General features: G+C 72.5%; 20 protein-coding genes. All 20 read right to left on the bottom strand.

Annotation, left to right across the window (positions count from 1 at the left end; genetic code table 11):
- Position 1: 1 nt before the first annotated feature.
- The 20 genes from AC07OZ_RS20825 to AC07OZ_RS20730 all read right to left on the bottom strand — a co-directional run bounded on the left by AC07OZ_RS20825 (position 2) and on the right by AC07OZ_RS20730 (position 26,115).
- Complete coding sequence (locus tag AC07OZ_RS20825) at positions 2-5,164, bottom strand: hypothetical protein (RefSeq protein ID WP_495468981.1); 5,163 nt, start codon at positions 5,162-5,164, stop codon at positions 2-4.
- A gap of 24 nt (positions 5,165-5,188) precedes the next feature.
- Positions 5,189-7,312 carry a hypothetical protein gene (locus AC07OZ_RS20820; RefSeq protein ID WP_495468980.1) on the bottom strand — a complete coding sequence of 708 codons (2,124 nt, stop codon included), beginning with the start codon at positions 7,310-7,312 and terminating at the stop codon, positions 5,189-5,191.
- Between the two features lie 14 nt (positions 7,313-7,326).
- Complete coding sequence (locus AC07OZ_RS20815) at positions 7,327-8,265, bottom strand: hypothetical protein (RefSeq protein WP_495468979.1); 939 nt, start codon at positions 8,263-8,265, stop codon at positions 7,327-7,329.
- Positions 8,262-8,768, bottom strand: coding sequence for a hypothetical protein (locus tag AC07OZ_RS20810; protein WP_495468978.1), 507 nt, complete (start codon positions 8,766-8,768; stop codon positions 8,262-8,264). Before AC07OZ_RS20810 ends, AC07OZ_RS20815 begins: the two co-directional genes overlap by 4 nt.
- A gap of 13 nt (positions 8,769-8,781) precedes the next feature.
- On the bottom strand, positions 8,782-9,096 hold the full coding sequence (locus tag AC07OZ_RS20805) for a hypothetical protein (protein ID WP_067275145.1): 315 nt from the start codon (positions 9,094-9,096) through the stop codon (positions 8,782-8,784).
- Positions 9,097-9,114: 18 nt separating this feature from the next.
- Complete coding sequence (locus AC07OZ_RS20800) at positions 9,115-12,012, bottom strand: phage tail protein (protein WP_495468977.1); 2,898 nt, start codon at positions 12,010-12,012, stop codon at positions 9,115-9,117.
- The gene (locus AC07OZ_RS20795) at positions 12,012-14,366 is read right to left on the bottom strand and encodes a baseplate J/gp47 family protein (RefSeq protein ID WP_495468976.1); all 2,355 of its coding nucleotides are present in this window, start codon (positions 14,364-14,366) and stop codon (positions 12,012-12,014) included. The genes AC07OZ_RS20800 and AC07OZ_RS20795 overlap by 1 nt, the downstream gene beginning before the upstream one ends.
- Positions 14,367-14,370: 4 nt before the next feature.
- Entirely contained in the window at positions 14,371-14,754 is a 384-nt protein-coding gene (locus AC07OZ_RS20790; protein WP_067275137.1) for a GPW/gp25 family protein, read from the bottom strand.
- 4 nt (positions 14,755-14,758) lie between these two features.
- Positions 14,759-16,363, bottom strand: coding sequence for a hypothetical protein (locus AC07OZ_RS20785; protein WP_495468975.1), 1,605 nt, complete (start codon positions 16,361-16,363; stop codon positions 14,759-14,761).
- 11 nt (positions 16,364-16,374) lie between these two features.
- Positions 16,375-17,076, bottom strand: coding sequence for a phage baseplate assembly protein V (locus tag AC07OZ_RS20780; RefSeq protein WP_495468974.1), 702 nt, complete (start codon positions 17,074-17,076; stop codon positions 16,375-16,377).
- A gap of 85 nt (positions 17,077-17,161) precedes the next feature.
- Complete coding sequence (locus AC07OZ_RS20775) at positions 17,162-18,247, bottom strand: phage late control D family protein (RefSeq protein WP_495468973.1); 1,086 nt, start codon at positions 18,245-18,247, stop codon at positions 17,162-17,164.
- A gap of 15 nt (positions 18,248-18,262) precedes the next feature.
- Positions 18,263-18,430: a hypothetical protein gene (locus tag AC07OZ_RS20770; protein ID WP_495468972.1), complete on the bottom strand. Its 168-nt coding sequence runs from the start codon at positions 18,428-18,430 to the stop codon at positions 18,263-18,265.
- Between the two features lie 6 nt (positions 18,431-18,436).
- Complete coding sequence (locus tag AC07OZ_RS20765) at positions 18,437-19,630, bottom strand: CIS tube protein (protein ID WP_495468971.1); 1,194 nt, start codon at positions 19,628-19,630, stop codon at positions 18,437-18,439.
- Positions 19,630-20,109, bottom strand: coding sequence for a phage tail protein (locus AC07OZ_RS20760; protein WP_495468970.1), 480 nt, complete (start codon positions 20,107-20,109; stop codon positions 19,630-19,632). The genes AC07OZ_RS20765 and AC07OZ_RS20760 overlap by 1 nt, the downstream gene beginning before the upstream one ends.
- Positions 20,106-21,746, bottom strand: a complete 1,641-nt coding sequence (locus AC07OZ_RS20755; RefSeq protein ID WP_495468969.1) for a phage tail protein — start codon at positions 21,744-21,746, stop codon at positions 20,106-20,108. The genes AC07OZ_RS20760 and AC07OZ_RS20755 overlap by 4 nt, the downstream gene beginning before the upstream one ends.
- A 171-nt stretch (positions 21,747-21,917) precedes the next feature.
- Entirely contained in the window at positions 21,918-22,361 is a 444-nt protein-coding gene (locus AC07OZ_RS20750) for a phage tail protein (RefSeq protein WP_067275125.1), read from the bottom strand.
- 74 nt (positions 22,362-22,435) lie between these two features.
- On the bottom strand, positions 22,436-24,232 hold the full coding sequence (locus tag AC07OZ_RS20745; RefSeq protein ID WP_495468968.1) for a phage tail sheath family protein: 1,797 nt from the start codon (positions 24,230-24,232) through the stop codon (positions 22,436-22,438).
- 92 nt (positions 24,233-24,324) lie between these two features.
- Positions 24,325-25,152, bottom strand: a complete 828-nt coding sequence (locus tag AC07OZ_RS20740) for a hypothetical protein (protein ID WP_495468967.1) — start codon at positions 25,150-25,152, stop codon at positions 24,325-24,327.
- Positions 25,149-25,775 (bottom strand): Pvc16 family protein, encoded by a 627-nt coding sequence (locus AC07OZ_RS20735; RefSeq protein ID WP_495468966.1) that lies wholly within the window; start codon positions 25,773-25,775, stop codon positions 25,149-25,151. The genes AC07OZ_RS20740 and AC07OZ_RS20735 overlap by 4 nt, the downstream gene beginning before the upstream one ends.
- Before the next feature lie 88 nt (positions 25,776-25,863).
- Positions 25,864-26,115 carry a hypothetical protein gene (locus AC07OZ_RS20730; RefSeq protein WP_495468965.1) on the bottom strand — a complete coding sequence of 84 codons (252 nt, stop codon included), beginning with the start codon at positions 26,113-26,115 and terminating at the stop codon, positions 25,864-25,866.
- Positions 26,116-26,210 lie beyond the last annotated feature (95 nt).

The following is a 26,210-nucleotide window of genomic DNA, read 5'->3' as shown; positions in this document are numbered from 1 at the left end:
ATCACCTCGCCTTGAACAGCGTGCGTTTCGCCGCGCCCGCCGACAGGCTGACCATCGCCGTCGTGTCGAAGTGCACCCGCACGTCGTCGCCCAGGTCGACCTTGGCGGACACCGTGTGGATCACGCGCGCGGCGACTTCCTGCTGGCCGAGGTCCTCGACCGTCGCGCGGGCCACCAGCGCGTGCCCGCGGTACATCAGCGCCTGCATGCCGACGCGCAGCTTCGTCGTGTCCAGCACCGTCAGCGGGATGCGCGTGCCCGGGATCACGCCCGGCGTGGGCCGCGCCATCCGGCCCTGCACGATGCGGTCCACCGGCGCGTGGCTGGCCAGCAGCAGGGCCATGCGCACCACGTCGTTGACCAGCGCCATCGCCTGCGGCTGGCCGGGCTCGATCTGCGCGAACAGCCAGTCCACATAGGACTGCATCCGCCGCCGGTCGAGGTAGGCGATCTCGCCCCAGCGCGGCAGGCTGGCGAGGTTGCGCAGGTTGGGCGCGGCGTCGAACTCCGACAGCATCTCCGCCCATTGCAGCCGGATCACCGGCAGCACGCCGCTGAACTCCGCATGCAGGCAGGACGTGACGGAACGGATGCGGTCCAGTTCCGCGGCGGCCTCGCGCGACACATCGGCGCGTCCGTGGCCGCCTTCGGCCAGATCGCCGAAGCTCACCACCTGCTCGGCCTGCTGCCGCACACCTTGCCAGGTCGCGACCTTCAACAGCCCGAGGTCGAGCGTGCGCAGCGTCGCGATGCGCGGCGCCAGCGCTTCGGCCTGCCGCGTGGCAACCTGGAAGATGCCGGCCGCGACCTTGGTGCTGGTCGCGATCGTCTGCACCGCCAGCATCGGCATCGCGAGCCCGGCCACCGCGCGCGCCTGCGCGCTGCCGACCAGGCGGACCAGGTGGTCCACCTTGTCCAGCCGATGCAGCAGCGGCGGCGCGTGCACGAACCAGTTGGCCGGCGCCTCGCGCACCACGCGCAGCATGTCCAGCAGCTCGTCCGGCGCGTCGGGGTGCTCACGCAGGCAGGACGGCACGGCCGGATCGACCAGTCCCGGATCGACCGCGCGCGTCGGCGCGGACAGCAGGTTGTCGGCCTCGCGCGGGCGGATGAAGGCGATGAACTTCACCTCCTCCGCCAGCACCTTCGCGCGGCGCGTGTTGATCGCGGTGATGCGCTCGGTCTCCTCGGCCAGCAGCGCGCGCGCCACGCTGACGTCGTGCCGCGCTTCCGCCAGCGCATCGCCGACCTGCGACAGCCGCGCCGTCATCGTGTCGATCTCGCCGCGCAGCGAGTCCAGCGCGCTGTCGCAGCGGCTGAGCGCGTCGCGGTACACGGTCAGCCGCGCCTCCAGCTGGCGCAGAATCGAGATGGTGATGTCGGACAGGCTCACCGCCTGCGTGAACAGCGTCGCTTCGTCGAGCGCCGCGTCCGATCCCGTCGGCGGCTTGGCCAGCGCGGCCTGCAGCGCGGCGTTGCCGCGGAAGTCCGTCAGCGGGCGCTGCTGCCCGGTCGCGTTGACGAGGAAGGGATCGTTCGCGAGCCCCGGGATCTGGAAGTCCTGGAAGAGCGCGGGAAGTTCGCCGCTGTCCTCGGCGGCGAAGGCCTCCAGCAGCCCGAGCAGCGACATCACCGTGCGCTGCCGGTTGGCCAGCGCGTAGTTGCGCGCTTCGGGCGAGGGCGGATTCTTCAGCCGCTCCGCGATCGCCGTGGTGCGGATCTCCGACAGGCCCACCACCGGATTCGCGTAGATGATCGGCGGCGGCGCCTTGGGTGGCTTGATGAGCACGGCCTCGACCTGCGCGCGCGCATCGATGCGGGCGTTGAGCTGGGCGCCCGCCTGCGCCTTCAATGGGGCGTTGGCCTGGGCATTGAGTTGGGCGTTCAGTTGGGCATTGACCTGCGCGTTGACCTGCGCGTTGAAGTTGGCGTCGGCACGCAGGCCGGCGCTGAGCCCGGCATTCGACTGCGCAATCGTGGCGACCCGCTCGTTGGCCGCCGCATTGATCGCGGCCGCGGTCGCCGCCGCGGTGGCGCTGAATCCCGCCGCCGCCGCGATGCCCGCCGTGCCCTTGGGCACGCTGGCGGGCGCCGGCGCGGTCGCCGTGGCCTTGACCTTGCCGATGTACTCCTGGATCTGCTGCTGCACGACCAGCGCGCTCTCGCTGGTGGCCAGCGCCGCCAGCGTCGGCGAGACGGCGAGCCGGCCCGCGTCGCTGGCGCTCATCGTCAGCTGGCGGATGCGGTGCATGTCCACCTGCATGTGCGCGAAGCCGAAATCGGTGATGTCGTCCGCGCGGTCGATGCGCGTGCGCAGGTAGTCGGCGAATCCCTCCAGCCCGCGCAGCAGCAGTTGCGACTGCTCGTGGCCCGAGAGCCGCTGGATCAGCGGATCGGCGACCAGCTCGGTGTAGATGCGCACCGTGCCGATGCGCGAGGACGGCGTCGGCGTCAGCACGCCCAGGTTGTGCTGCGGCTGCAGCGCCGCGTTGAGCAGCGGGGTGTAGGTCGGAATCGTCGTCGGCCGGGGATCGTCGCTGACCTGCTTGGGCCACATCAGCTCCGGCAGCGCGCCGGCCGCGGCCGGCTTGCGCCTCAGGTCGCTGAAGGCGAGCGTGCCGTCGAAGGCCATGATGACGATGCCGAACACCGACATCCGCGCGCCGCCTTCGCCGACGACGTTGCTGTCGGGGATGGCCAGCGGCAGTTCCACCCAGCTGCCCGAGCGCGGCAACGCGCCGCCACGCACCGTCTGCGCCTGCAGGGTCTCCAGGCCGGGGATCGCCTTGCGCAGTTCGGCGAAGCGGTTCTCGCCCCAGTAGGCGAACTTGATCTGGATGCTGGACGTCGGCGTGTTGTCGGCCCGCAGGCCGCGCCCGTAGACGCCGATCCACAGCGAGCGCGGCGGGTTCAGTTCGTCCAGGTAGAGCCAGGTCGTGACCGTGTCGGCGGCGCCTTTCTCGATGACCGTGATCGGCGTGCCGTCCCGGTTCATCAGCGTGTGGCCGCGCCAGCCCGACATCGGCGGGTAGGCGAGGTTGAAGCCGCTGGTCGGCACCGCGAGCGCGGACGATGCCGCGCCGGGATTGAAGATGTCGCCGCCGTCCTGCGACTGCAACTGCGGCAGGCTGGGCACGACGCCGTCGTGCGGCTCGAAGGGCGTCCACAGGTCGTTGGCGGTGAGCAGGTCCCAGGGCTCCTCGCCCTGGACGCGCGCGCCGGGCGGCAGGAAGTTGCAGAACCACTTGCGCCAGACCTGCGGCGTGCGCGCGCCGGTCAGGCCGTAGGCGGCGCGGCCGTCGAAGAGGGCGAAGGCCATGCCGTCCAGGTTCTTCGCCGCCAGGCCCAGCGCGGACGCGGGCACGGTGAGCATCACCCACTGGCCCGGCGTCGGCAGGTCGCCGGCGCGGAAGTGCGCAGCGGAACCGACGGGCGAGCCCCAGCCGATCAGGTCCTCGCCCCAGTAGGCGCGGTGTTCCCAGTTGCCCTCGGTGTGCCACTGCAGCATCAGCGTGCGCGGCGGATGGTCGGGGTCCAGGCAGACCCAGCAGAACAGCGACTCGCCGGTCTGCACGGCGAAGGGCGGATTGGCGCCGTCGAAGAAGTGCTGGTGCAGGCCGGCGCGCAGGTCGCTGCGATGGCCGCCGCCGGGCGGCGGTTCGCCCCAGGGGCTGAGGGACTCGGTCTCGACGGCATCGGGATCGCTCTTGAACGGGGGCACGACCGGCGACTTGCCGTCGAGCGCGTGCGACAGCATCGCCGCCTTGTTGCGCAGGCCCTGGCGCAAGCCCAGCGTGCGGGCGCGGCGCAGCAGGTTTTCGTCGAGCGTCTGCTGGAACAGCGGATCGACGATCTCCTTGTGCAGCAGCCGAGGCTCCCAGGAGCCCAGCGGCACCGGCACGAGCAGGCGCACGGCCTCCGGCGCGGCGATCGAGAGCGGCGCCAGCGACGCGCTCGCGCGCACGGCGAGGTCGAGCTGCTCCACCGGCACCGGAACGGCGTCGATGTCGAAGCCGACGGGGAAGAAGCCGCTCTTGAGCGTCGCCGGATCGAAGGCGTTGCGCGGCAGCAGGCCGACCGGCGGCAGGAAGCGGCCGTAGGCGTCGTTCAGCGTCTCGGGCAGCGGCGCGGGTTCGCCGGCGGCGGCGACCTGCTCGGCCAGTTGCTCGATGCGCGCCTGCCACAGCGCCGGCTTGCGGGAGCCGGCGATCAACGCGCCGCCCGTGTACGCGAGACGCGAATCGCGGCCGTTGCCGCCGCGTCGAACGACGCTCGCGCGGTCCAGCCACAGCGGCTCGCGCGTCACGGCGTCGAGCGCGACGAGCGCGATCGGCAGGCCGAATTCCTCCCAGGGCAAGACCTGGCCCTCGGGCAAGGCGTCCTCGGCCTGGAACACCGTCCACGCGAGCGCATTGCGCAGCTGCACGGCGGGCACGGCGGGCAGGCCGCGCCACTCGCCGGGCCACACGTACCAGAGCAGCCGCGCGCCGTCGCCCAGCCGCCAGTCTTCGAAGGCGGCGGCATCGCCGTAGGTGCCTTCGTCGCAGGCGCTGCGCTCGCAGGGATCCATCGGATCGGCGCTGGAGCGGTCCGCCGTCACCGGCTGCAGCACCAGCACGCCGATCGCGGGCAAGGTCGCCAGCGAGGCGGCTTCCAAGGCTCCCAGCGCGGCGCCGATCTTGCGCGCCCGCAGCGTGGACGGCGCGCCTTCGGTGCCCGGTTCGACGCCACTGCCGTCGACGAAGAAGCCCGGCGGCGCGACGACGGGAACATCCGCCAGCACGCAGCGCAGCGGCTGGTTCAGCACGAGGTCCTCGCCGCTGCAGGCCAGGCCGAGGCCGCGCGTGATTTCCAACTCCACGGCGTTGAAGCCGGTCGGCGGTGGCGGCGCAGGTTCCGGGGCCGGCGGGGGCGGCGGCGGGATCACCGGACCGGCCTGGACCTCGAGCCCGCTGACGATGCCAGCGGTCCAGTCCTGGCCGCGTGTGGCGAGATGACCGGCCTGCCAGGCCTGCCACTGCGTCAGCGCGCCCGCGGTGAGGGCGCGACCGGGGAAGACATGGGGACGTCGGCGCCAGTCGCCGGTGGCCTCGATCGCGCTGCCGGGCGACAGCCCGACGACGCGCTCACCGGCCAGCGGATCGCGGATGGGAGTGGTGCTCACGATGGGTCTCCTCGGAGCCTGGGATCAGGATTGCGGCGGGCGCTTGGTCGCGGCGGTCTTCTTCGCGGCGGCCCTCTTGGCGGGTGTCGTCTTTGCAGCGGTCGTCTTCGCGGTCGTGGTCTTCACCGCTGTGGTCTTTACCGCCGTTGTCTTGGCTGACGGCGGCTTGGTAGCGGTCGAGGCCGTCGATGCGGTGGAGGCAGGTGCAGACGCTGCCGGCGCGCTGGCCGATGTCGTCCCAGCCGCCCTTGCCGTTGACTTCGCCGGTGCCTTCGCTGCAGGGCTGACCTTCGGGGCTGGATCGGCGACGACCGGCTCTGGCGTTGGGTTGGCCGACGCTCCAGGAACGCGCGTGAGTCGGGCGCTCAACTGATCGAGCTTCGTCCCCTCGGCGCTGCTGGCGGCGGTGTCGAGCTTGCGCCAGTTGTCGTTGCTCGCCAGGCTAACCAGGGCGGTGCGGGTGACGGCGTCGCCGGCATGGCGCTCGAGTTTCTCGAGCCCGTTGCCCACGGCGCCGTCCGCGAGTTCCGCGCCGACCTGCAGCACGCGCGCGTGGTCCAGCCCTGCGTCGCGGACGGCCTCGCGTTCACCGGCGGGCTTGGCGTTGAGCGCGCCGAGCGCCGCGGCCGTGAGCGCGGGCGAGGCCGCGATGCGCGGCGAGGCCAGCAGCGACATCACGCTGGACGCGGCCCGCGCGCTGGACGCGGCCAGCACCTTGTCGAGCGCGGGCGTCAGGCCAAGCTCGGCGATGCGCGCGGTGATGGCGCGTTCGACGATGACGTCGGATCCGCCCGCCACGGCGATCGGCTTGCCGACCAGGTCGTCGCGGTAGGCGAGGTTTCGCCGCCGCACGAACCACAGCGAGTCGAGCTTCGCAAGCCGCGCCCATTCGGCGTCGGATGGGTTGGAGACATCGACCGGACGCAGCGGCAGCGGAATGCGCAGGCGGGTCAGGATCTCCAGCGGCTTGCGTTGCGCGACGAGGTTGGGCGCCGCGGCCTTGAGCGGCCGCGACACCGTGGTGAGCTTCGCGCGCACGGCGGCGAAGTCGGCACGCGGCACCGGCGCGAGCACCAGCACCGCCGTCAGGTCCAGCGCCGCCTGCGGGGCGAGGAAGTCGATCGGCGGCAGCGCGAGCGCTTCCTCGACCAGCGCGGGCAGTTCGTCCTCGGGAATGATCGAGAAGTCGACGTCGACCTCGGACGGGAAGTAGCGCTGCGTGAAGTCGGCCGTGTCGATGATGCCCGCCGGCAACGGGCCGGCCGGCGGCAGCGCGGGGAACTGCGTGGCCGCCGGGAAGCTGCGGCCGTGGAACTGCGCGACGACATCGGCCAGGTGGTTCTGATGCTGCATCAGGTGCGCGAGCCGCAGGCCGCGCGGCGCGAAGCCCAGGCCGGGCAGATCGCCGCGGTCGGCGCCGAGTTCGCGCCGCACCATCGCCTCGTCGATCCAGACCAGCGTGTTGGACTGCAGCGCGAGCATCGCGACCGGCAGCACGTTGGCCGACCAGCCTGGTGCGCTCGGCTGCGTGAAGATCGTCCGCGCGGCTGTGCCGCGGCGCGCGTCGAGCGCATCGGCCGCGCCGTCGTCCTGCCACGGGATCAGCACGACCGCGGTGGCCTCGATGACGTCGCCGTCCTCGACCGTGCGCGCGCCCGTGAGCGTCGTCGGATACGCGCCGATGGGATTGGCGGTGAACTCCACCGGCCGCAGGCCCAGCACGAACAGCCCGGTGCGGCTGCGCAGCGGCGCCACCGGCAGGCGCGACAGGCCGAAGCGCGCGGAGAGTTGCTCCGTCTGCGGGATGTCGGCCAGGTCGATCGTCAGCGAGCGCGGCAGCAGCACCAGCTCGCCGGCGCCGGTCAGGCCTTCACCAGCGGTGATGCTGACCGTCTGCGGCGTCGCGCCTTCGGACACCGACAGCCCGTGCGCGACACCGCTGCCGGCGGCGCGGCCCAGGTCGGCCTCGCGCGTCAGGAAGTACTGCTGGTCGCGGATCAGGTCGCGCGCAGCGAGGAAGCGGCCGTCGAAGTAGCGCGGGCGCTGCCGCCGCGGGTCCTCGACCAGCACGCCGCGGTTGCGCAGCGTCGGTGCCTCGACGGGATCGATGCGCTCGCGGGCGGCGCCGAGGGTGAGGTTGATCGCCATGTCGTACTCCTTTTCTACAACCCGGCCCATTGAGCGAAGAGCGCCGAAGGCGGCAGGAATCGCCGGCCCCAGTTGTCCACCAGCGGGGCGCCGACGACGCGCGCGGGGGGGGCCGCGTTGTCGACCGGAATGAAGACTCGGGCGAGGAAGACCGCGCTTGGGTCCAGATCGCGCGGCTGCTCGGGCGAGGGTTCCAGCCCGCCATCGCCGCCCGCGTGGCCGCTGCCGGCCCAGCCGTGCAGCACGGCGTCCTGCAGCGCATCGCGGCGCGCTTCCGGCGTCGCATTCGGATCGCCCGCGGCCGGATCGGCCGGCGGCAGCGGCAGGCCGCTGTAGGCGTCGTCCAGCCCGGGGCGCGGGATCATCAGCAGCTCGTAGGCGTCGCGCAGGCGCGAGATCGATACCGCATTGAGCGCATCGAACGGGCCTTGCGCGAAGCTCGGCGTCAGTCCGCGCGCGCAGGCCGCGAAGCGCAGGTAGACGTCGGCGACGACCGCCAGCGCCGGCAGCGCGACGCCGGACGCGATCATCCGCGGCGAGGCGAAACGCGCCAGGTCCGTGTACGCCGCCTGCGTCAGCGCGCTGCCCGGGACGTTGCCGGTGGGGGTGCCGTCGCCGGTGACGGCCAGGCGTTGCGCGTCGAACCAGCGCTGCAGGCGCAGGCAGGCATCGCGCGGCAGTTCCACCAGCCGGCCGAGCCGGTCCACGGCGACGCCGGGCAACACGCTGATCTCCTCGACCTGCGTGGGCGACTCCGGCACGTGCCGCACCTCGAGACCCGCCAGCGTGCCCGGCCCAGCCACGAAGGCGAGCGCGCGCGCGAGGCGGCCGCGGTGGTAGGTCTGCTCGTCGCTGAAGTCCTGCGCGTCCAGCAGCATGCCGGTGGCGTAGGCGAGGCGGTCCGCGCGCGGCTGCGCCACCAGCGGATCGGCGTTGGTCGCCTGGATGCTCATGAGGGTCTCCTCGACGTGCGTGGGGACGGGGGACGTTTCGGTTTGGCCGGGTCGGCCGGCTTCTTGCCGTCAGCGGGCTTCGCCGGCTCCGCCGGCTTCTCTGTCGTCGCCGTGGTCGTCGTCGTCGTCGTCGTCTCGGCCGGCTTCTTCGGCGCCGCGGGCGGGGTCGACGCCGTCGGAACGACGGGTGGTGTGGGCCTGACCGGCAGGGCCGGTCGGGCGGGCAGCGAGGGCCGCATCGGCTCGAGCGGCGGCGCCGGCTCGAACGGCAGCCGTGGATCCGAGGGGCGGACCGGCGGGGATGGCGGCGCCGGCGCGATCGGCGGCAGCACGACGCGCGACTGCGTGACCTGCACGACGACCGTGTCGGCCGTGCGGCTGGGCAGTCCGGCCGCGTTGACGACGGACAGGCTGAAGCGGTGCGCGCCCACGGCCAGGCCCGCGTCGACCTCGACCGTCGCGGTCTCCGTCGTCACGGGCTTGCCGATCGAGAACTTCGCCATCGCGCCGCTCCGCTCAGGTCACCGGGCCCAGGTAGGTCCAGACGTACTTGACGACCTTGCCGCCGCCGACGTCGAAGGACGCGGAGCCGTCCAGTTCGAAGCTCTTGGCGAAGGCGGCGATGCGCGGTCCGCGGATCACCGCGGTCGGCGCGTCCTGGTCGGCGACGATGATGGTGACTTCATCGGGCTTGGACGCGTTGCCCGCGTCGTCGATGACGACCAGCCGGAAGGTCTGCCGGCCCAGCGGCAGCGGCTTGTCGGGATTGACGGTGACCTCGATGGTCGGGACGTCGGTGCTGATGTCGGTGCCGGGAATGAATTCGGCCATGGCCACTCTCCTGCAAGGTCAAACATCCGTCGGCGGCAACAGGCGCCAGCGGTACTCGGTGATCTGTCGGCCCGAGGCCGCGCGCGAGCCGCGGGCGTCGAGGAGGAAGCTCTCGCCGGGCGCGGCCACCGCGTCGAGACCGGCATCGGCCTCCGGCGGCGGCGCGCTGACGGGCGGCGCGCCGGACAGGCGCGGATCGAGCACGGCGGCGCCGATCAGGTAGTCGCCCAGCCCGAGGCCGCTGCGCTCGACCTGCACCGGCCGCGGCAGGCGCGGCGGCCCGAGGTAGGTGTCCACGCCGACCAGCGCGGCGATGCCCACCAGCAGCGGCCAGGTCGCGGACACGACGCGCAGTTCCACATGCGCCGGCGCTTCGAGCTGCGCGATGCGCCGGATCAGGGCCAGGTCTTGCGGGTCCACCGCCTGGTGCACCAGCACCGTCGCGCGGAAGGCGAGGCGGGCGTCGAAGTCGATGGCGGCCTGGTTCTCCGCGGCGGCGGTGGCGCTGGTGACGTCGGCGCCGGTGTTGAAGAGCGCGATGAGTTCGACGCGCTCGCGATCGCCGATGACCAGCGTGTCGCCGACGACCGAGTTGCCGCTGACCTGCAGCCCCGGCAGCAGCGGATCGTGCTCGTCGCTCAGATCCACGCCGAGCAGCGTGGCGAGGATGCGCCGCAGCCGGAAGTCCTCGATGACGATCACCTCGCCGCCGCGCACCGCGCCGTCGGTGGCGATGTCGAGCGCTAGTCGAAGGCCCATGCGCGTGCCGTGCCAGCGCGCGAGGTCGGGCGCCGCGCGCAGCCAGTCGCGACGTCGCGCGGCCGGCAGCACGGGATCGAAGGCGATGCCGATCCAGCTGCCCAGCCAGTCGAGCTGCGCATCCGCGACGACGTTGGGATCGGTGAGCAGGTGGGCGGCGGCGACCTGGTCCTCGAGGCGCGTGAGCACGCCTTCGAAGCTGGCCAGCATCCGCGCGTTGAAGTCGGCCGGCGTGGCACGCGGCCGGTAGACCGCGATGGCGTCGGGTTCCAGCCGCAGCCGCCAGGCGCGGCCGGCATCGCTGAGCAACCAGGCGTCGCCGGCGTGTTCGACCTCGATCGCCGCGCGGTCGCCCAGCGTCACCTGCTCCAGCCGCAGCCGGGCGCGCAGCGCATCGTCGGGCGCGCCGCCGGCATCGAGGGCCGCGGCGAAGGTCCTGTCGATCTGGCCGATGCGTTCACCCGGCGCCTGCGCGGCGGCGCCGAACAGCGATTCGCGATAGAGCCGCGGCAGGTAGCGGTCGGCATACGAGAAGCGGCTGCCCCACACGCGCAGCGCCGCGATCTCCGGCGTGGCGCGGGTGTCTCCGTGCAGCACCAGTCGCAGCCACAGGTAGCGGCCGGTCAGCGTGCGCACGCGCCGCCGGGCGTTCTGCACCAACACCGAGAACAGGCCGCGCACGTCGGACTCGCGCTCGCCGCCGAGCAGGCCGGGGTGGTGCGGCAGCTCGCTGGGCGTGGGCTCCCACACCGCGAGGGGAACCTGCGGCGCCAGCACGGCGTCGTCGAGCTGGGCGATGTCCTGACCGAAGCCATGCGGATGCCAGGCCAGCCGGTCGTCGTCGGCCGGCGGCACCGGATCGTCGGTGGCGGCGAGCCACGCGACGAAGCCGGTGTGGGCGGGCAGGGCGGCCTCGGCGAAGAGCCGGTGCCAGACCGTGCCACCGTCGCCGCTGTCGATCATGCGGGCGACGAGGCCGGAGGGGCTGTCGGCGTAGTGGCGAGCCTCGCCGCGCCGCGCGAGCTGCCGCAGCGACAGCGCATGCAGCGGCTCGGCGCTGGCCGCGCCGGCGGGATAGTGCGGCGGCTGCGCCGCGCCGTTGGCGAAGGGGCCTTCGACGGCATCGGCGGCCAACGGATACACATCGCCGAGGGGCATCAACTCGCGAAGGGGCGTCATCGCTCCACCGCCAAACCCCCCTCCAGATCCACCCGATCCGCCCGATCCACCCGATCCACCGGAACCACCGGAACCACCGGAACCACCCGAGCCGCCCGTCGCACCAGCCCAGGAGGCCCCCAGGTCGAAGGCCGGCGCATCGCGGCGGCCGGGCACGCGCACCGCGACGCGGTCCGGCGCGAGCCACGCGACCGCATACGCATAGGTCGCGCCGATCAGCGTCTGCGGCGGCGCGAAGCGGCGCTCGTCGGCCAACCAGCGACGGACGCGTGCGGTGCCGATGCCGCCGGTCCAGCTCAGCAAGGCGAACGCGCCGTCGGGGCCGCCGGCGATGGCGACTGACGTCTCCGCAGCCTCCAGCGGTGCCGACGCGATCAGTGCCAGACGTGGCGCGCACGCGTTCTCGGGGTCAGGCCGGAACACGCGCGGGTCGTAGTCGTCCGGCTGCGGCGTCTCCGTGCGCATCGGCCGGCCGGTGAGCCGCGCGATGCGGCCGGTGGAGCGTTCCAGCGCCCACACGCCGCCGTCTGCCGTCGGCGCGAGCCGCCACGGCACGAAGCCGGCCAGCGACACGTTCACGTCGTTCCAGCGACCGCGCAGGTCATGCATCCGCACCGTCGGCGTCGGGGCATTCGGCAAGGCGAGGTAGAGCACGCCGTCCGGCGCGGCGCAGAGATCGGTGGGCGTCTCGTCCAGCACGAGCAGCGTGGCCTCGTCGGGCAGCACGCTCTTCACGAGCACGCTGGTCGTCGCCGTGTCCCAGCGGGCGACGCATGCCAGCGAATCGATCGCGCGCGGCACCCGCTCCAGCGCCGACTGCGCCGCAGCGAACGCGTCGGCGGGCGACATCGCCGGCGCCAGCGTGCGTTCCGACGCGAGCCGCAGCCGCCGGCAGCCGCCGTCCCACACCGCGTGCTCGACGGCGGGGAAGTGCGCGGCATCGCCGAGCAGCCAGAAGCGCAGGCCGTTGGCGTCCATCAGCACAGCTCCGGCACGACCGGCACCGCGACGGCGTCGGCCTCGGCGAAGGGGTTGGGCAATGCGCGCAGGTCGGTCGGCGCCGCGTTGCCTTCGATGGCGACCACCGACAGCAGCTCGGGCAGCTGCCACGGCTGCAGCGGGAGGATCTGCGCGCCGTCGGCGGCGATGGCGGGCAGGGGTTGCCACTCGGTGCCCGCTTGCCGGAACAGGCGAAGGCCGCGCAGCTCGTCGACGCCCACCACGCGCGAGACCTCGACCTCGAGTTCGCGGCTGCGCACCGCGCGGCCGAGCGGCCAGCCCTGGCCGTCGAGTCCGCCCGGCGCCAGCGGCCACAGCAGGCGGCGCAGCGCCTCGCGCACTTCGAGCAGGACCTGGTCCCGCGCGAACCCGTCGCGGATCGCGACGGCGACGGATGCGCCCACCGCCACGTAATCGCAGCCGATCACGTAGAGCTCGGTGGCCAGCGGCGTGCGCACCGAGAGGTAGGCATGCAGGCGCTCAATGAAGGGTCGGTCGGGCCGCGGGTTCGGCGCGGGCGCCAGCGGCGCGGCCGGCAGCGCGAGCACGCTGACGACGCCCGGCACATGGAAGCGCCGGTCGCGCGGCTTGAAGCGCGGCAGCACCTCGACACGGCCCACGTCGATCGCGGGGGCTTCCAGCGCGAGGCGGCGGTAGTCCTCCTCGGTCACCGCGCGATCGCGATGCCGCAGACGCGCGGGGATGCGGCGTTCGGCGACGGCCAGCGTCTCCGCGTCCTCGCCGCCGGTCAGCGCCAGTGGCTGCAGCACCTTGATCGGCGGCGCGGGCTGGCCGTCGATGCGGCGCGCGCTCAGCTCGGCCAGCGACTCCGGCGGCAGGTTGCCCGCGCGGCCGCCGCCGAAGCGGCCCAGCGCGAGCCGCACGCGCATGCCGGACTCCGGCACCTTGCCGCGCAGTCCGTCGCCCAGGCGCAGCATGCCGGCCTCGGCGTCGAGCTCGTAGGCCGTCGCGTCGCGCGCGACATCGGGATCGGCGCTGAGCGCGCCCAGGTCGTCGACGCGCGTCCACGGCTGGTAGCCGCGGCCGGGCGCCTCGACCTCGATCTGCAAGGTGGTGGCATCGACGGACCCCATCGGCAACGGGAACTGCTGATCGGCCGCGCCCGTCGACACGCCGAGCACGCGGCCGGTCACCGTCGCGCGCTGGTCGATCTCGATGGCGTTCACGCCGATCCATGCGAGCGGCAGATGCTGTGCCGTGGCCGCCGCCAGCGCGGTGGCGCCCGTCGCCGGCGATCCGGACGCCGAGAACGCTGCTGAATTCGAGGCGGCCACCGCATTCGAAGCGGGTCCCGGCTGCGGCCTCAGCCGCAACCAGGCCACGAGCCGATCGGCGCGTTCCGGATCGTCCAGCCGCGGCGGCGCGTCGCCGACGCCGGCCTGCGGATTCAACCCGACGTCGTTCTTGGGCGCCCAGATCTGACGCTCGTCGGGCATCTGCAGTCGCAGCGTGCCGGCGCGCGACAGGCCGTTGCTGGTGTCGGTGCCGGGCTGCACTGGCAGCGTGAGGTAGTCGGTGTCGAAGTCGGTGCGGCCGCGGGTCGTGATCTCCCACAGCACCGGGATCGGCGTCGGCGCGGTGACGTCCTCGAACAGCGCCGGCGGCTTGAGCGCCGGCACCACGCCCATCGACAGCAGCGGCGGCAGCGCCGCATCGCCGCCGCCGAGCGCGGACTTCACCGCCTCGTTGACGGCCTCCTGCTGATCGGCCTGCGGCGCCTTGGGCGCCAGCAGCGCGATCCACAGCGCGCGGTCGGCGCTCTGCGCGAAGACGTCGATGCCGTCCGGCACCGCGCGGCCCTGCGCGAAGACCGGCGTCGTCTCGTAGGCCTTCAAGCTGCCGCTGAGCCGATGGATGCGGGCCAATCCTTGCAGCACGTCGCTGCGGCGCGCGGTCTCGGTGCTGCTCAGCCGGCGCTTGATGTAGGCCTCTCCGGTGATGGGCAGCACCGTCGTTTCCGACAGTGTCTCGAACGGCATGGGCGCCTTCAGCGTGCCGCCCGGCGCCAGCGTGTGGGCGCCGCGTTCGGTCTCCTTCGCGAAGGCCAGGCTCACGATGCCGCGCGCCGGCAAGGCGGGCTTCAGGCCCAGGCCGAGCAGCTTCAGGAAGACCAGCCGCTGCCGCTCCGGGATCAGGTTGGCGCGGTACAGCAGCGCGTCGCCCAGCCAGGCGAACAGCTCGATCAGCGTGCGGCCGGGATCGCCCAGGCGCGGATTCGTCCACTCCGGCGTGTGCGCCGGGATGCGCGCGAGCAGCTCCTCCACCAGGTCGTCGAAGCGGCGGTCGTCGAGCGAGGGGGGCAGGATAGCCATGGCGTCAGCCCTCCAGGTCCACGGTGACGTTCATCGCGCCGGGTTCACCGGTGCGCGCGAGGCGGTACGCGATCTCGACGCGCACCTGGCCGGGCTCGCCCGGCACCTCCCAGACCTCGACCGCGTCGAGCAGGATGCGGCGCTCCCAGCGCGCGAGCGAATCCCGCACCAGGTCGCGCATCTCGCGCCGGGTCGCGATCGTGTTGGGCTGATGCAGCAGGCGGTCGAGACCGCCGCCGAACTCGGGCCGCATCAGCTGTTCGCCGGGGCGGGTGCTGAGGATCAGGCGCAGCCCGTCGCGCACGCTGCGCGCCAGGTCGGGCCAGGCGAGGCCGCCGTCGTCGCCCGGGAGCGGCAGCAGCGGCCAGCCGATGAGTGCGGAGGTCATCGCGTCACTCCTGCGGCGGGATCTTGGGGAACGGCAGGCAGATCTTCATCGCGAAGAGCCAGCCGAAGAACAGGTTGAACAGCGACAGGAAGATGTTCAACACCAGGAAGGCGCAGATCGTGATGATCGGGATGTTGAAGCCGCAGATCCACGTCAGCGCGGGGCTCGCGGGCGGGGGCTTCTTGCCGTCGATCAGGTCCTTGGCCGAGCCCATCAGCAGGCTCTGCAGCGACGGCGGCACCACGAAGGCCACGTTGGGCTTGAGCGCGGCGAGCAGCTGCTTGTCGGCCGGGTCGGGCAGGGCGATCTGCACCGGCGGCGCGCCGGCGCCCTCGTACCAGGCGGCGATCACGAAGGGCTCACTGGGCGCGCTCCAGACGACGCGCGCCGGGCAGGGACCTTCGGCCTTCAGGCGCACGAAGGCGCGCAACTGGTAACGCGCATCGGGTTCGTCGAAGCGGCCGGTCTTGGCCTTCATCGCGGCGAAGCGCGACCGCATCGCGGCGTGCATCGCAGTGAGCAGCTGCTGCGTCTGGGCGGCGCTCATCGCGGGCCAGCTTTCGGGCATCTCCACCGTGCCGGAGACGCTGCCCTGCGCCAGGATCAGCGTATGAGCCTTGGTCAGGAAGTCGTCGGCGCGCACGGTGCGACGCGGCCATTCGCCGTTGCGGCGCACAAGCGTCAGCTCCACGGCATGCAGCGCCTGCAGGATGGGACCGCCGGTGGGGCCGAACGCGTCGAACTCGCCCGCCAGCTGGCGCAGCATCAGCACGAAGCGGACCAGGGTGGTGCTGGCGCCGGGTTGCTCGCTCTCTTCGAGCCAGCCGCGGCTCACCGACTCGCCGACCTTGGGCAGCGCCATCGCCTCGCCGCGCAGCGCCTGCACCAGATGGCCGCGGAAGGCCGATGACGACGGGCCGAAGTCGAAGCCATCGGCTGCACCGAAGGTCGCATCGGTCTCGCTGATCTCGCCGCTGATGGTCGGCACCAGCCCGTAGTACAGCGTCTGGCCGGCTTCGGCGCAGACATCCGGTGGCGCGAGGTACAGCGGAATCGACTGTTCCTCCAGCGCGGTGTCGGGGCGCTCGCGCGAGAAGGCGACGAGCTGCCGATCGATGTCCGCCACGCCGGTGAGATCGCGCTGCGCGCGTTGCGCCGGCGCGGGGTCGGCGTCCACGCCGCCGACGCGTGTCATCGGCACCCAGCCGCGGATGCGGCCGTTGGACTTCATCCAGCCTTCCGGCTGTCCGCCCGCGCCCAGTCGCCGCAGTACCAGACCTGCCGCTTCGATCTTGGCGGGATCGACGCGCGGCTCGCCGGGCATGTCGCACCAGGCCTCGACCAGCGCGAGGTGGAACTGCCGCTGGATCGGCTGGAAGAGCTTGAGCGTGCCGTTCTTGTTGGTGGCGCGCGCGCGCAGGTCGCGCAGCCGCGCGAGTCCGTTCGTGCCGCTCGCTCCGCCCGCGCCGCTCGTTCCGCCGGCGCCGCGCAGATCGTCCAGCGTGGCCGGGATGAAGTCGTCGTCGCTGCGTTGCAGCAGCCACGGCTGCGCGCTGCGGGCGAGGCCGCGCGGCGCGCTGACGACGACAGGGTGGTGCGGGTGGTTCATGGTCCGTTCCCTCACCAGACGTTGCCGGCGCCCGGCGTGTAGCTGCTGCTGATGACGGCGTTGGTCTGCAGCACCGCGCACTTCACGATGCCGGAGAAGTCCGACATCGCCGCGTCCACCTTCACCATGCCGGCCGTGACGTTGACCTGGCTGGCCTGCACCGTGACCTTGGCGGCCGCCTGCACGGTGATGCCGGAGGTCTCCAGCTTGATGCTGTTGCCGTTGCTGTCCTCCAGCGTCACCGTGCCGGGCCCGTCCTTGAGCGTGAGGCTGCAGCCGCCGGGGGTTTCCAGCGTCAGCGTCTCCTGGCCGCTCTGGTCGTCGAGCGTGACGACGATGCCGTTCTTCGACTTGATGCGCTTGTAGCGGTTGAGGCCGCCGCTCTCGATGTCGGCCGGCGCGGCGGCGTTGCCGTTCCACAGGCCGCCGAGCACCAGCGGATGGCGCGGGTCGCCTTGCGCGAAGACGACCAGCACCTCGTCGTCCACGTCGGGCACGAAGAAGGTGCCGCGGTCGTCGCCCGCGAAGGGCGCGACCACGCGCGCCCACATCGCGGCGTCCTGGCCGGTGGTGTCGTCGAAGGCGAGCAGCCGCACCTGCACGCGGTTGAGCCGCTCGGGATCGTCGATCGAGCTGACCTTGGCCAGTTGGGCGCCCGCGGCCCAGGGCAGCGGGACGCCGAAGGGCAGGGGGGAGGGCAGGTCGCGTTGCATGACAGGGTCTCGTGTGGCCGCGTGTGGTGTGAGGCGTCTGGCGTTGGGTGTCTGGTGTCTGGCTTGTGGTGTGCCGCGTGCGGTGTCAGTTCCCGAGGTAGGCGCACTCGGCGCTGAACTCGGTGCGGTAGCCCTGCTTCATGTCGAAGAGGTGGCAGGCGCGCACCACGTAGTAGGTGTTGTCGAACTGCGGCGAGACGCCGGCCAGCCTCACGCAGGCGCCGACGCGCAGTTGCGCGTTGCCCTCGGCCACGCCCTCGGCGCGGACGAAGCGGCGGGCGCGCTGGTCGAGCGCGGCCTCCGCCACGGCGCGGGCTTCATCGCTGCTGTGGACGGCCGGCGCGGCGAGGTGCTCGTTCCGATCGCCGAAGACTTCGCTGGCCCAGGCGACGCCGGTGCGGCCTTGGCCCGGTCCCGCGTTGGCGACGGCGCTGGCCTCGCCCTTCACCGCGGAGCCGTCCTTCGCGTTCCAGCCCGCGACGCTCACGGCGGTCGGCTGGTCGGCGAGGTCGGCGGTGATGCGCACGCGGGCGAGCTGGCTGTAGAGCGTCAGGTCGATCGTGCCGCGCTGCACGTCCTTGCGCGGCGAGACCTGCAGCGCCGTGCCGACGACCTGCAGGTCGGCGTCGAAGCGCGCGAGGAGCCGGCGAAGGAAGCCGAGGTCCGTCTCGTCGAGCTGCGCCCAGGTGCCCTGCGGTGCGGTGAGGCCGGTGACGGACGGCGAGAGGCTGAGATCGCCCGCGATCGCGTTCACCACGTCCGCCGGCGTCATGTCCGTGTAGACCTTGCTGCGGCGCGCGCGGCGCGCGGCGGTCAGGCCGTCCTCGGCCAGCACGACCAGCTCCGGTGGTGCGCCGTAGTTGCAGACCATCTCCAGCGCGCTGACCTTGCCTTTGAAGATCTCGCGCGGCGTCGCCTCGTCGCCGGCATAGACGCCGAGCTCGGCGCCGAGCTTGAGCGAGGAACTGCTGTTGAACGCGAGCTCGGCACGGCCGTCGCCGGTCGCGACCCAGTTGGTGATGTGCAGTTCCAGCGCGCTCATGCCGCCTTCGCGTTCCTCCATCTTCATCGCCGTCATCAGCGTCGACAGCCGCTCGTCCGCCTGCCCGGCAATGCGCAGCGTGGGGCGGGCGCTGAAGATGGCGGAACGGCTGACGCTGGTTTCGGTCATGGCGATGGGAGGTGTTCAGAGGTCGCAGAGACGCGCGGCGCGTTCGGCTTTGAGCCGCAGCGCCTGCTCGATCTGCTCGCCGATGTCGGGCGCGGCTTCGGCGGCGGGGGCAGGTGCGCCGGCGCCGCGCTCCTGAGGCTCGCGCTCGATGTCGGCGGTGACTTCCTCGAAGGTGATGGGCATGACGGATCAACTCCCGAAACGGATGCGGCCGTGCAGGTCCGCGTTCGCGCCGACGTCGGCGCTGAGGCTGCCGCCGGCCTGCGCCACGGCGCGGCCGCCGGGACTGAAGCTCGCGGAACCGGCCACGCGCGGCGCGGGCAGCAGGGCGGCGCGGGCGTCGAGGACGTCGACGTTGATGCTGGGCGGCGAGAGGCGCAGGTCGGCGAAGGCCGGGCCCGCGGTGGCCGTCAGCGCCGCGCCGACGTTGAAGCCGCTGTTCGCGGAAACGCCACCACCGATGGAGACGCCAGCGCCCGCGGAGACACCAGCGCCGATGCCGACGCCGGCCCCCGCGCTGACACCCCCACTGATGCCACCGCTGATGCCACCGCTGATGCCGATTCCGGCGCTGGCACCTCCGCTGATGCCGACGCCGATCCCGCCGCTGATTCCGCCACTGATGCCAGCACCGATGCCGCCGCTGATGCCTGCGCCCCCGCCGATGCCGATGCCGATGCCGGCGCCGGCGCCGGCGCTCGCGCCGACCGAGAAGTCCGCCGCCGCCGACAGCGAGATGCTGCCGCCGACCGACAGGCTGGCCTCCGCACCGAAACGCAGACTCGCCGCGCCGTTGGCACCCGCGATGGCGCGGGCCGCGCGCGGATCGCCGAGCGCGTTGGCGACATCGGCCGCGCCCGCGCCTGGCGCCGCGCTGACGGGCTCCGGCTGCGCATTGCGATCGACCGCGGGCGCGGGACTCTTGCTGCTCTGGAACTCGACCTCCTGGCTGCCCAGCGTCAGGTTGATGCTCGATCGCAGCGGCACGCCCTCGGGCGAGAAGAAGTCCAGGGTCTCCTTGAACTGCTCGACCACGCCCTTGAAGGCGTAGGTGCCCCATCCGAATTCGACCTTGGGCGCGAACTTCTTCGAGCCATCCTTCGCCGGCTCCAGCAGCCCGGCGATGTTGGCGGTGACGTCGCGCACCGACGCGCCGGTCTCGGTCGTGTCGAAGATCAGCGTCATCGTCAGCTTGGCGGTGCTCTTCTTGACGAACTGGCGCGCGCCGTTGTTGCCGTTGCGGTCGTCGAACTCGTTGCTGATCGTGTATTCGAGCGAGGCCGGATTGAATTGCACGTCGAACGCGGGCCCGCCGGCGCCGGTCCCTTCCAGCACCTTGAACGTGGCGGCGGCCACCGTCGGAGCGTCGGGCAGCCAGGGCATCACGCGCCTCCCGGATCGAGCAGGCGCAGGCCTTCGTGCGCGAGGTGCAGTTCCTCGATGCCGATGTCGCTGCCCTTGGCGTTGAGGTCGGCGGCCTTGAACTTCACCGGCAGGCAGCGGTCCAGTCCCCAGGTCAGCACGGTCCGGCCCTGCGTGTCCTGCACGGCGATCTCGGCGGCCAGGCGGTAGGCGTAGCCGCCGCCGCCCACGGTCTGGAACCAGCGGAACAGGTCGCGGCTGCGCGTGAAGCCGCGCTTGAGCACGACGGTCGCGAAGCTCACCGTGCCCGCGCGTTGGGTGGCGCCGTAGTTGGCGCCGCCGGCCTTGATGAGCTTGGGCTCCATCGTCGCTTCCAGGCCGGTGCAGTCGGAGAACGCGCCGCCGCAGACCTCGACGGGGCCGCTGCCGGTGCCGACCCGCTTGAAGGTGACCTCGAAGCGGAAGACGTGCAGGCCGATGAAGAGGTCGTCGGCGCTCATGCGGCCTCCCGCTGGGTGACGCTGGCATTCACCGCACCGGCCGCCTGGCCGAGCTGGAGCACGACGGTGATGCGCTCGATGGACATCGCCGGACGCACGCGCACGTAGGCGACGAGCCGGCCGGCGTCGAGGTCGTTCTGCGTCATCGTCGAGCGGTCGCAGAGGACTTCGAAGGCTTCGGACATGGAGCCGCCGTTGAAGGCGCCTTCGCGCCAGAAACCGGCGAGCAGGTCTTCGAGCGTGCCGCGCAGATGGGCCCAGAGCTTCGGTCCGTTGGGCTCGAACACGGCGCCGTCGCCGGCGCGGCGCGCGGCGCGCAGGATGGTGCCGATGAGGCGGCTCGCGCCGCCGAAGCGCCACGGGTCCATCGCGGACGTGGTCACGTCGGATTGCAGCGCCCAGCCGTCGGCCCCGGGCGCGAAGACGCAGACGCGCTGCGCGAGGCGGCCGGCCGGGCTGTCGTCGCCCAGGCCCCAGGCGGGCATGGGCTCCGCGCCGCCGAGGTCGCGCAGCAGCGGCAGCGAGGTGTCGCCGGCCACGGAGCGGAAGGTGCCGCGCGCCACGGCGCCGTGCGCGATGAGTCCGGCGAGCACGCCGTCCGGCGGCTCGAGCCCCTGCGGCAGATCGGTGCGCGCGGCGCGCGTGCGCAGCCACGGCCACGCGAGCTGCGAGAGCGCTTCGGCGGGGCGGCCTTGCGGCGTGTCTTCGTCGAAGGCGCTGCGCAGGATCTGTGTCTGTTCCAGCCACATGCGCGGATCGGCCTGCGCGTGCAGGCCCCTGGCGGCGAGGCTGCCCGCGAGCGGCAACGGCAGCGCGGCCAGCAGCATGGCGGCGCGTTGCCGGCGGTCGAGGAAGTCGCGCGTGTCGCGGATCGCCTGGCGCCAGCGCGTGTAGCCGGCGTCGTCGAGGCGAGGCGCGGGGATGCGCAGCAGCGAGGTGTCGCGCGGCGCCGGCGCTTCCACGTCGCAGGGCGCGAAGCCTTCCGGCTGCGGCGCCAGCGGCCGCTCCGGATCGGGCGGCGGCGGAACGACGGCGCAGGCGTCCGGCAGGTCGGGCAGGACCAGCAGGCTGTCGTCCGGCAGGCCGTAGAGGTGCTGCACGCCCTGCCAGGTGGCGGGGTCGTGCGGCGCGAACGGTGGTGACGTCGAGACCATGCCGGGCAGCAGCAGCGCCAGGCGCGCGGCGCGTTGCGCGGCACGCTGTGCGGCGTCCTCAAGGTAAGGCCAGGGATCGCCGACGCGGATCACGATGGCGCGCTTGCCGCCGCGGGCGAAGAAGCTGCGCACCGCGGCGCCGAGGTAGGTGGCGCAGCGGCGCGGCGTCGCTTCGGCGAGTGTGATCGGGTCGAGAGGGTCAGGCGTTGCGGGCGTGTCGACGGGGCGCTCGTCCCATGCGTAGAAGCGGTCGAACAGATGCCAGCTGTCCAGCGCGAGCGGGAGGTTGAGCAGCGCTTCGACCTGCGCCGCCGGCCGCGCCCACGGGCCTGTCACCCAGCCGCCCGCATCCAGCTGCGTGCGCAGCGCGTCGGGCAGCGGTCGTCCCGCGCGGCGGCCGACGAAGCCCACGAAGCAGGCAACGTCGGCGCGCTGCGCATCAGGTGGCGCGGCGGGGGCGGCGGGTTCGAAGACGAGGCTCATGGACGGCGTCCGGTCATGCGGTTGGCAGTGGAGGTCGGCACAGGCTGCTGGCCCTCACCCCCGCCCTCTCCCGCAAGCGGGAGAGGGAGTCCGGCACTGCTCCTCTTACCCCCTCTCCCGCTTGCGGGAGAGGGCAGGGGTGAGGGCCAGCGGCGGTGGCAGTACGGCAGATCACACTGTCAGCTCCAGTGCTTCGGCCGACAGCACGACCTCCTCGATCGCCACGTCCCCGCCGCCCTTGCCGGCCAGCGTCGGTCCCGTGTACTTCATCGGGATCACGCCGCGCAGCACCCAGGACTGCACGGGCTTCTGCGCCTCGTCCAGCAGCGTGACGGTGACGCTCTTCTGCGCGGCCGGGCCGTTGACCCGCGCCTCGCCGATCCAGTCGAACAAGGTCTTGGAGTTGAGGATGCCGCGCTTGAGCGTGACGTCCGAGACCTTGTGCACGCCGGCAACCTTGCGGACGTGGTTCTCCTTGTCGTTGCCGAAGCGGTACTCGGCCACGGTGAGCTCGGTGCCCAGCCCGGAGACGTCCGAGAAACCGCCGAAGACCTCGCCGCCGTCGAAGTTGACGAGGAAGTTGAAGGCGCCGTAGGGCGTGGTGCGGTTGGCCATGGTGGGGTGCTCCTAAGCGACAGGGCCTTTGATGCAGGTCGTGCGGATCGCGCCGGTGGGTGCGGACGTCGGCGTCATGCTGCGTCGGCCGTCTTCTGGCCGATGCGGAAGATGACGAACTCGGCCGGCTTGATGAGGGCCACGCCGATGAGGCAGACCAGGCGGCCGTTGTCGAGGTCGTTCTGCGTCATCGTGCTGCGGTCGCAGCGCACGAAGAAGGCCTGCTCCACCGTGCTGCCCAGCAGCGCGCCGTTGCGCCATTCGTTGTAGAGGAAGTCCGAGATGGTCTGGCGCACGTTGGCCCACAGGCGCTCGCCGTTGGGCTCGAACACGGCCCACTGCGTGCCGCGGTCGATGCTGGCCTCGAGGTAGTTGAAGTAGCGCCGGTCGGAGACGTACTTCCACTCCGGATCGCTGGAGACCAGCCGCGCGCCCCAGACGCGGTAACCGCGCCCGCTGAGGTAGCGCAGGCAGTTCACGCCCAGCGGATTGAGCAGCTCCTGCTGCGCGAAGTTGACATCGGACTCGAAGCGCAGCGCGCCGGTGACGACCTCGTTGGCCGGCGCCTTGTAGACGCCGCGCTGGATGTCGTTGCGCGCGTAGATGCCGGTGACGAAGCCGGACGGCGGCAGCGCGATCTCCTTGGGGATGTCGTCGCGGCCCGGACGGGAGAGCGGATTGGCGACGACCACCCACGGGTAGTAGAGCGCCGCGTACTTCGAGTCGACCCGGCCGCGTGCGACGCGCATGTCGCCGGGCGTCTGCGCCGGGGCGCTGTCGAGCACCGCGATGCGGTAGGCGCGGCGGCGTTCGGCATGCGCGATCAGCGCGTTCTGCACGGCCTGCGCTTCGGCGTACGCGCTGCTGCCGGGCGCGGCGACGATGGAGACGTCCTCGAGGCCGGACAGGGTCGCGAGCGCAGCGGCATAGCTGCCGGGCGTGGTCTCCGCGCCGAGGACCGGCGCGACGCCGTCGCTGCCCGCTTCGCTGCCGACACCGCTGCCCAGCGCGAGCACGCGGCGGCTGTCGGCATCGCCCGGCACGAGCGGCAGCGCGCGGATCGCGGCCATCAGCTCGAAGCCGTCCACCGCGTCCCCGATGTCGGCCCACACCGTGTTGATGAGCGCGTCCGCGCGGCTGGCCGGCGTCCTCGCCAGCACCGCGCCCAGCCAGCGCGGATGCGCGCGCGACACGCCGATGTCTTCCCAGGTCTGCGCGCCGCCGTCGGCGTCGATCACGTCCAGCGCCAGCGTCACCAGGTTGGCCGTCGCGCCGGCGCCGCCCGGCACGTCATCCGGACCGAGGCCCGCTAGCGACAGCGCCGCGGCGGCCGAGTCGGTCCAGGTGGCGCCGCTGCCGGTGTAGAGCGCTTCCGGGCCGCCGTTCGGCGTGACGGCCAGCACGCTGCCCGCCGGGGCCGTGCCCATCGTGCGCAGCGTCGCGGGGCGGCGCGACTCGCGGAACAGCACGCGGCCGTTGTACGCCGCGCCGGGGAAACGTGCCCGGATGAAGGCGCCTTCGGCCGGCGTGCCGCCGGGGTCGCGCAGCCGTCCCGCCGCCGTGCCGGCGGTGTTGAAGGTGCGCACGACGTAGAGCCGCGAGCCGCCGTTGTCGAAGTACGCCCGCACCGCGTGCGCCACGAAGTTCAGGCGCCGCCGCGCGTCGGTGACGTCGGTCAGCCCGAGGTTCTCGAGGCTGCCGTAGACGTGCTCGAAATCGGTGAGGCTGGTCACCATCTCCGGCACGCCGTCGACGGGACCGCGTCGCGTCGGCCCGACGAAGGCGGTGGTGCTGGTGCCCACGCCCTCGATGGACTTGGCGCGGAAGCTGGTCTCTTCGACGTAGACGCCGGGTGCCAGGTATTCGGGCATGGCCTATCTCCTTTGCCTGAAGGCGCATCCGCGGACCGGGCCGCGGTGGGAATCGCCGTGACGAACAACTCGCGGGGCCTTCAGGAAGTCCTTCATGGCAGTGCGAGGGGAAGGGAAAACGACTGCGACCGCCCCGCCGCGAGCGCCACGTCCAGCGTGGCGTTGGGCAGCGCGGCGGCGCGGGATTCGAGGTCGTCGGGATCGACGAGCGGCAGGACCGATGGCGCGCGGCCGGCACGCACCTGGGCGGTCGACGTGCGGGTCCCTGCGGCGCCGGGGGCGGGGTCGAAACACCATTCGATGCGGGCCGCGAGCTCGGTGACCACGACCTCGTCCGGATCGTCGGACCAGGTCGTCACCGGCACGCCGGGCACCGGCAGCAGCGCTTCGCCGCGCCAGTCGGTGAGCGCGCGCGCCAGCACGTTGCCACCGGCGCGCACGAGCAGCAGGGCACCGCCGAGCGCGTCGAGGCTGCCGGTCTCATGCACGCTCAGGCGCAGCACCGACCAGTTCAACCCCGTCGGCGCGATGGCGGAGGGATAGAGCGGCAGCTCGACGGGGCGGAACAGGGATTCAGGTGACGCCGCATTGCCGGGCTGCGGATCGCGCGGCAGGGCCAGCGACGCGCGTCGCGGCAGGTAGCGGCCCGCAGGATCGGTGACGGTCACGGAGAGCGTCACGTCGCCGACGGGCGGCGTCGCGGGCGGGGTATCGAAGGCGGCCTCGTGCGCGGCGAGCGCGAGCGGCGCTTCGGCGCGGACGATCACGTACAGCCCGCTGCGATTGCGCCGCACCGTCGCGCCTTCGATGCGTACCTCCAACGGCGTGCCGACCTGCACGCGCGTGGTCGCGTCGATGCAGCGCAGGGCGCCCAGCACGCGCGTGTCGATGCGCTCGAGCTCGCGGATCAGCAACGTCATGGCGCACCTCCAGGCGCGCCGCCCGACGACGCAGTCCCCGCGGGCACGGCGGTCCCGTAGCCGAAGCGCGTGGCCACGACCGGACCGGCATCGAGGATGGTGTCCGGGTCGATGCGCACGCGGCGCGCGATGTAGGAGACCGACAAGCGGTAGGCCGGCTCGAGCGCGTCCCAGATGCGCATCATGTCTTCGGTGGGCAGCTCGGACGGGATGATCTGGATCACCTCGTCGGGGCCCCAGCCAGCCTCTGGCGACAGCGCGGAGGCGTCGAGGATCGGGTGCTCGTAGAGCTGCCGCATCGCCCAGGCGAAGGGCACCAGCTCGTCCTGCGGGTTGTTGGCCCAGGCGCTGAGCAGGAAGTGCAGGTCCAGTCCGAGCGGCGCCTGCTGCTCACCGGACATGCGGTCGGGGCGGTGCTGGCGCAGGTGTTCGTTGACGGTCACGCGGTACAGGTACAGCGAGAGCCGCGTCGTGTCCTCCTGCGGGCCCGCGAGTTCCCCCGACGACAGCAGCACGACGTCGCACTCCGGCATCGCCGACCCGCCGGATTCGGCCGGGTAGGTGTTGCGCAGGTAGGTCACGATCGAGTGGCCGACCGAGTGGATCGCCTGGATGTTGGCCATGCGGCTGAAGTCCTCTGAAAAGCTCGGGATCGATTCGAATCACTGTCTGTCGCTGTCGACGGCATCGCTGCCGGCGGACGTCGCCAGATCACGGGCCGCCGGACCGCGGCGCGCGGTAGATCGCGCGCCCGTCCGGCAGCGTGGCGCGTTCGATGCGGCCGTCGCGTTGCAGCGCCTCCAGCGCCTGCCGCACGTCGTCCAGCGGAACGTCCACGCCCTTCGAGCCCAACCACCATTGCGCGATCCCCTGTTCGGTGTCGGCGGCGAGCGGATGGCGGGCGAGGTGGGCCAGGATGGCCGACTCCGCTCGCCGTCTTCTCGTGCCTGCGTCTTCGCACAACGGCGTCTCCAGCAACGTTGTCCCCGATCAATGCGAGGAACGTGCCAGGTGTTGCCGGGCGACCCGGAATGCCGTTGTCAGAGGAGAGGCGGGCG

It is taken from the genome of Roseateles sp. GW821-FHT09G03 (genome assembly GCF_059416045.1).
Note: the sequence above shows the minus strand (reverse complement) of the source record. Positions and strands in the feature narration are given on the sequence as shown.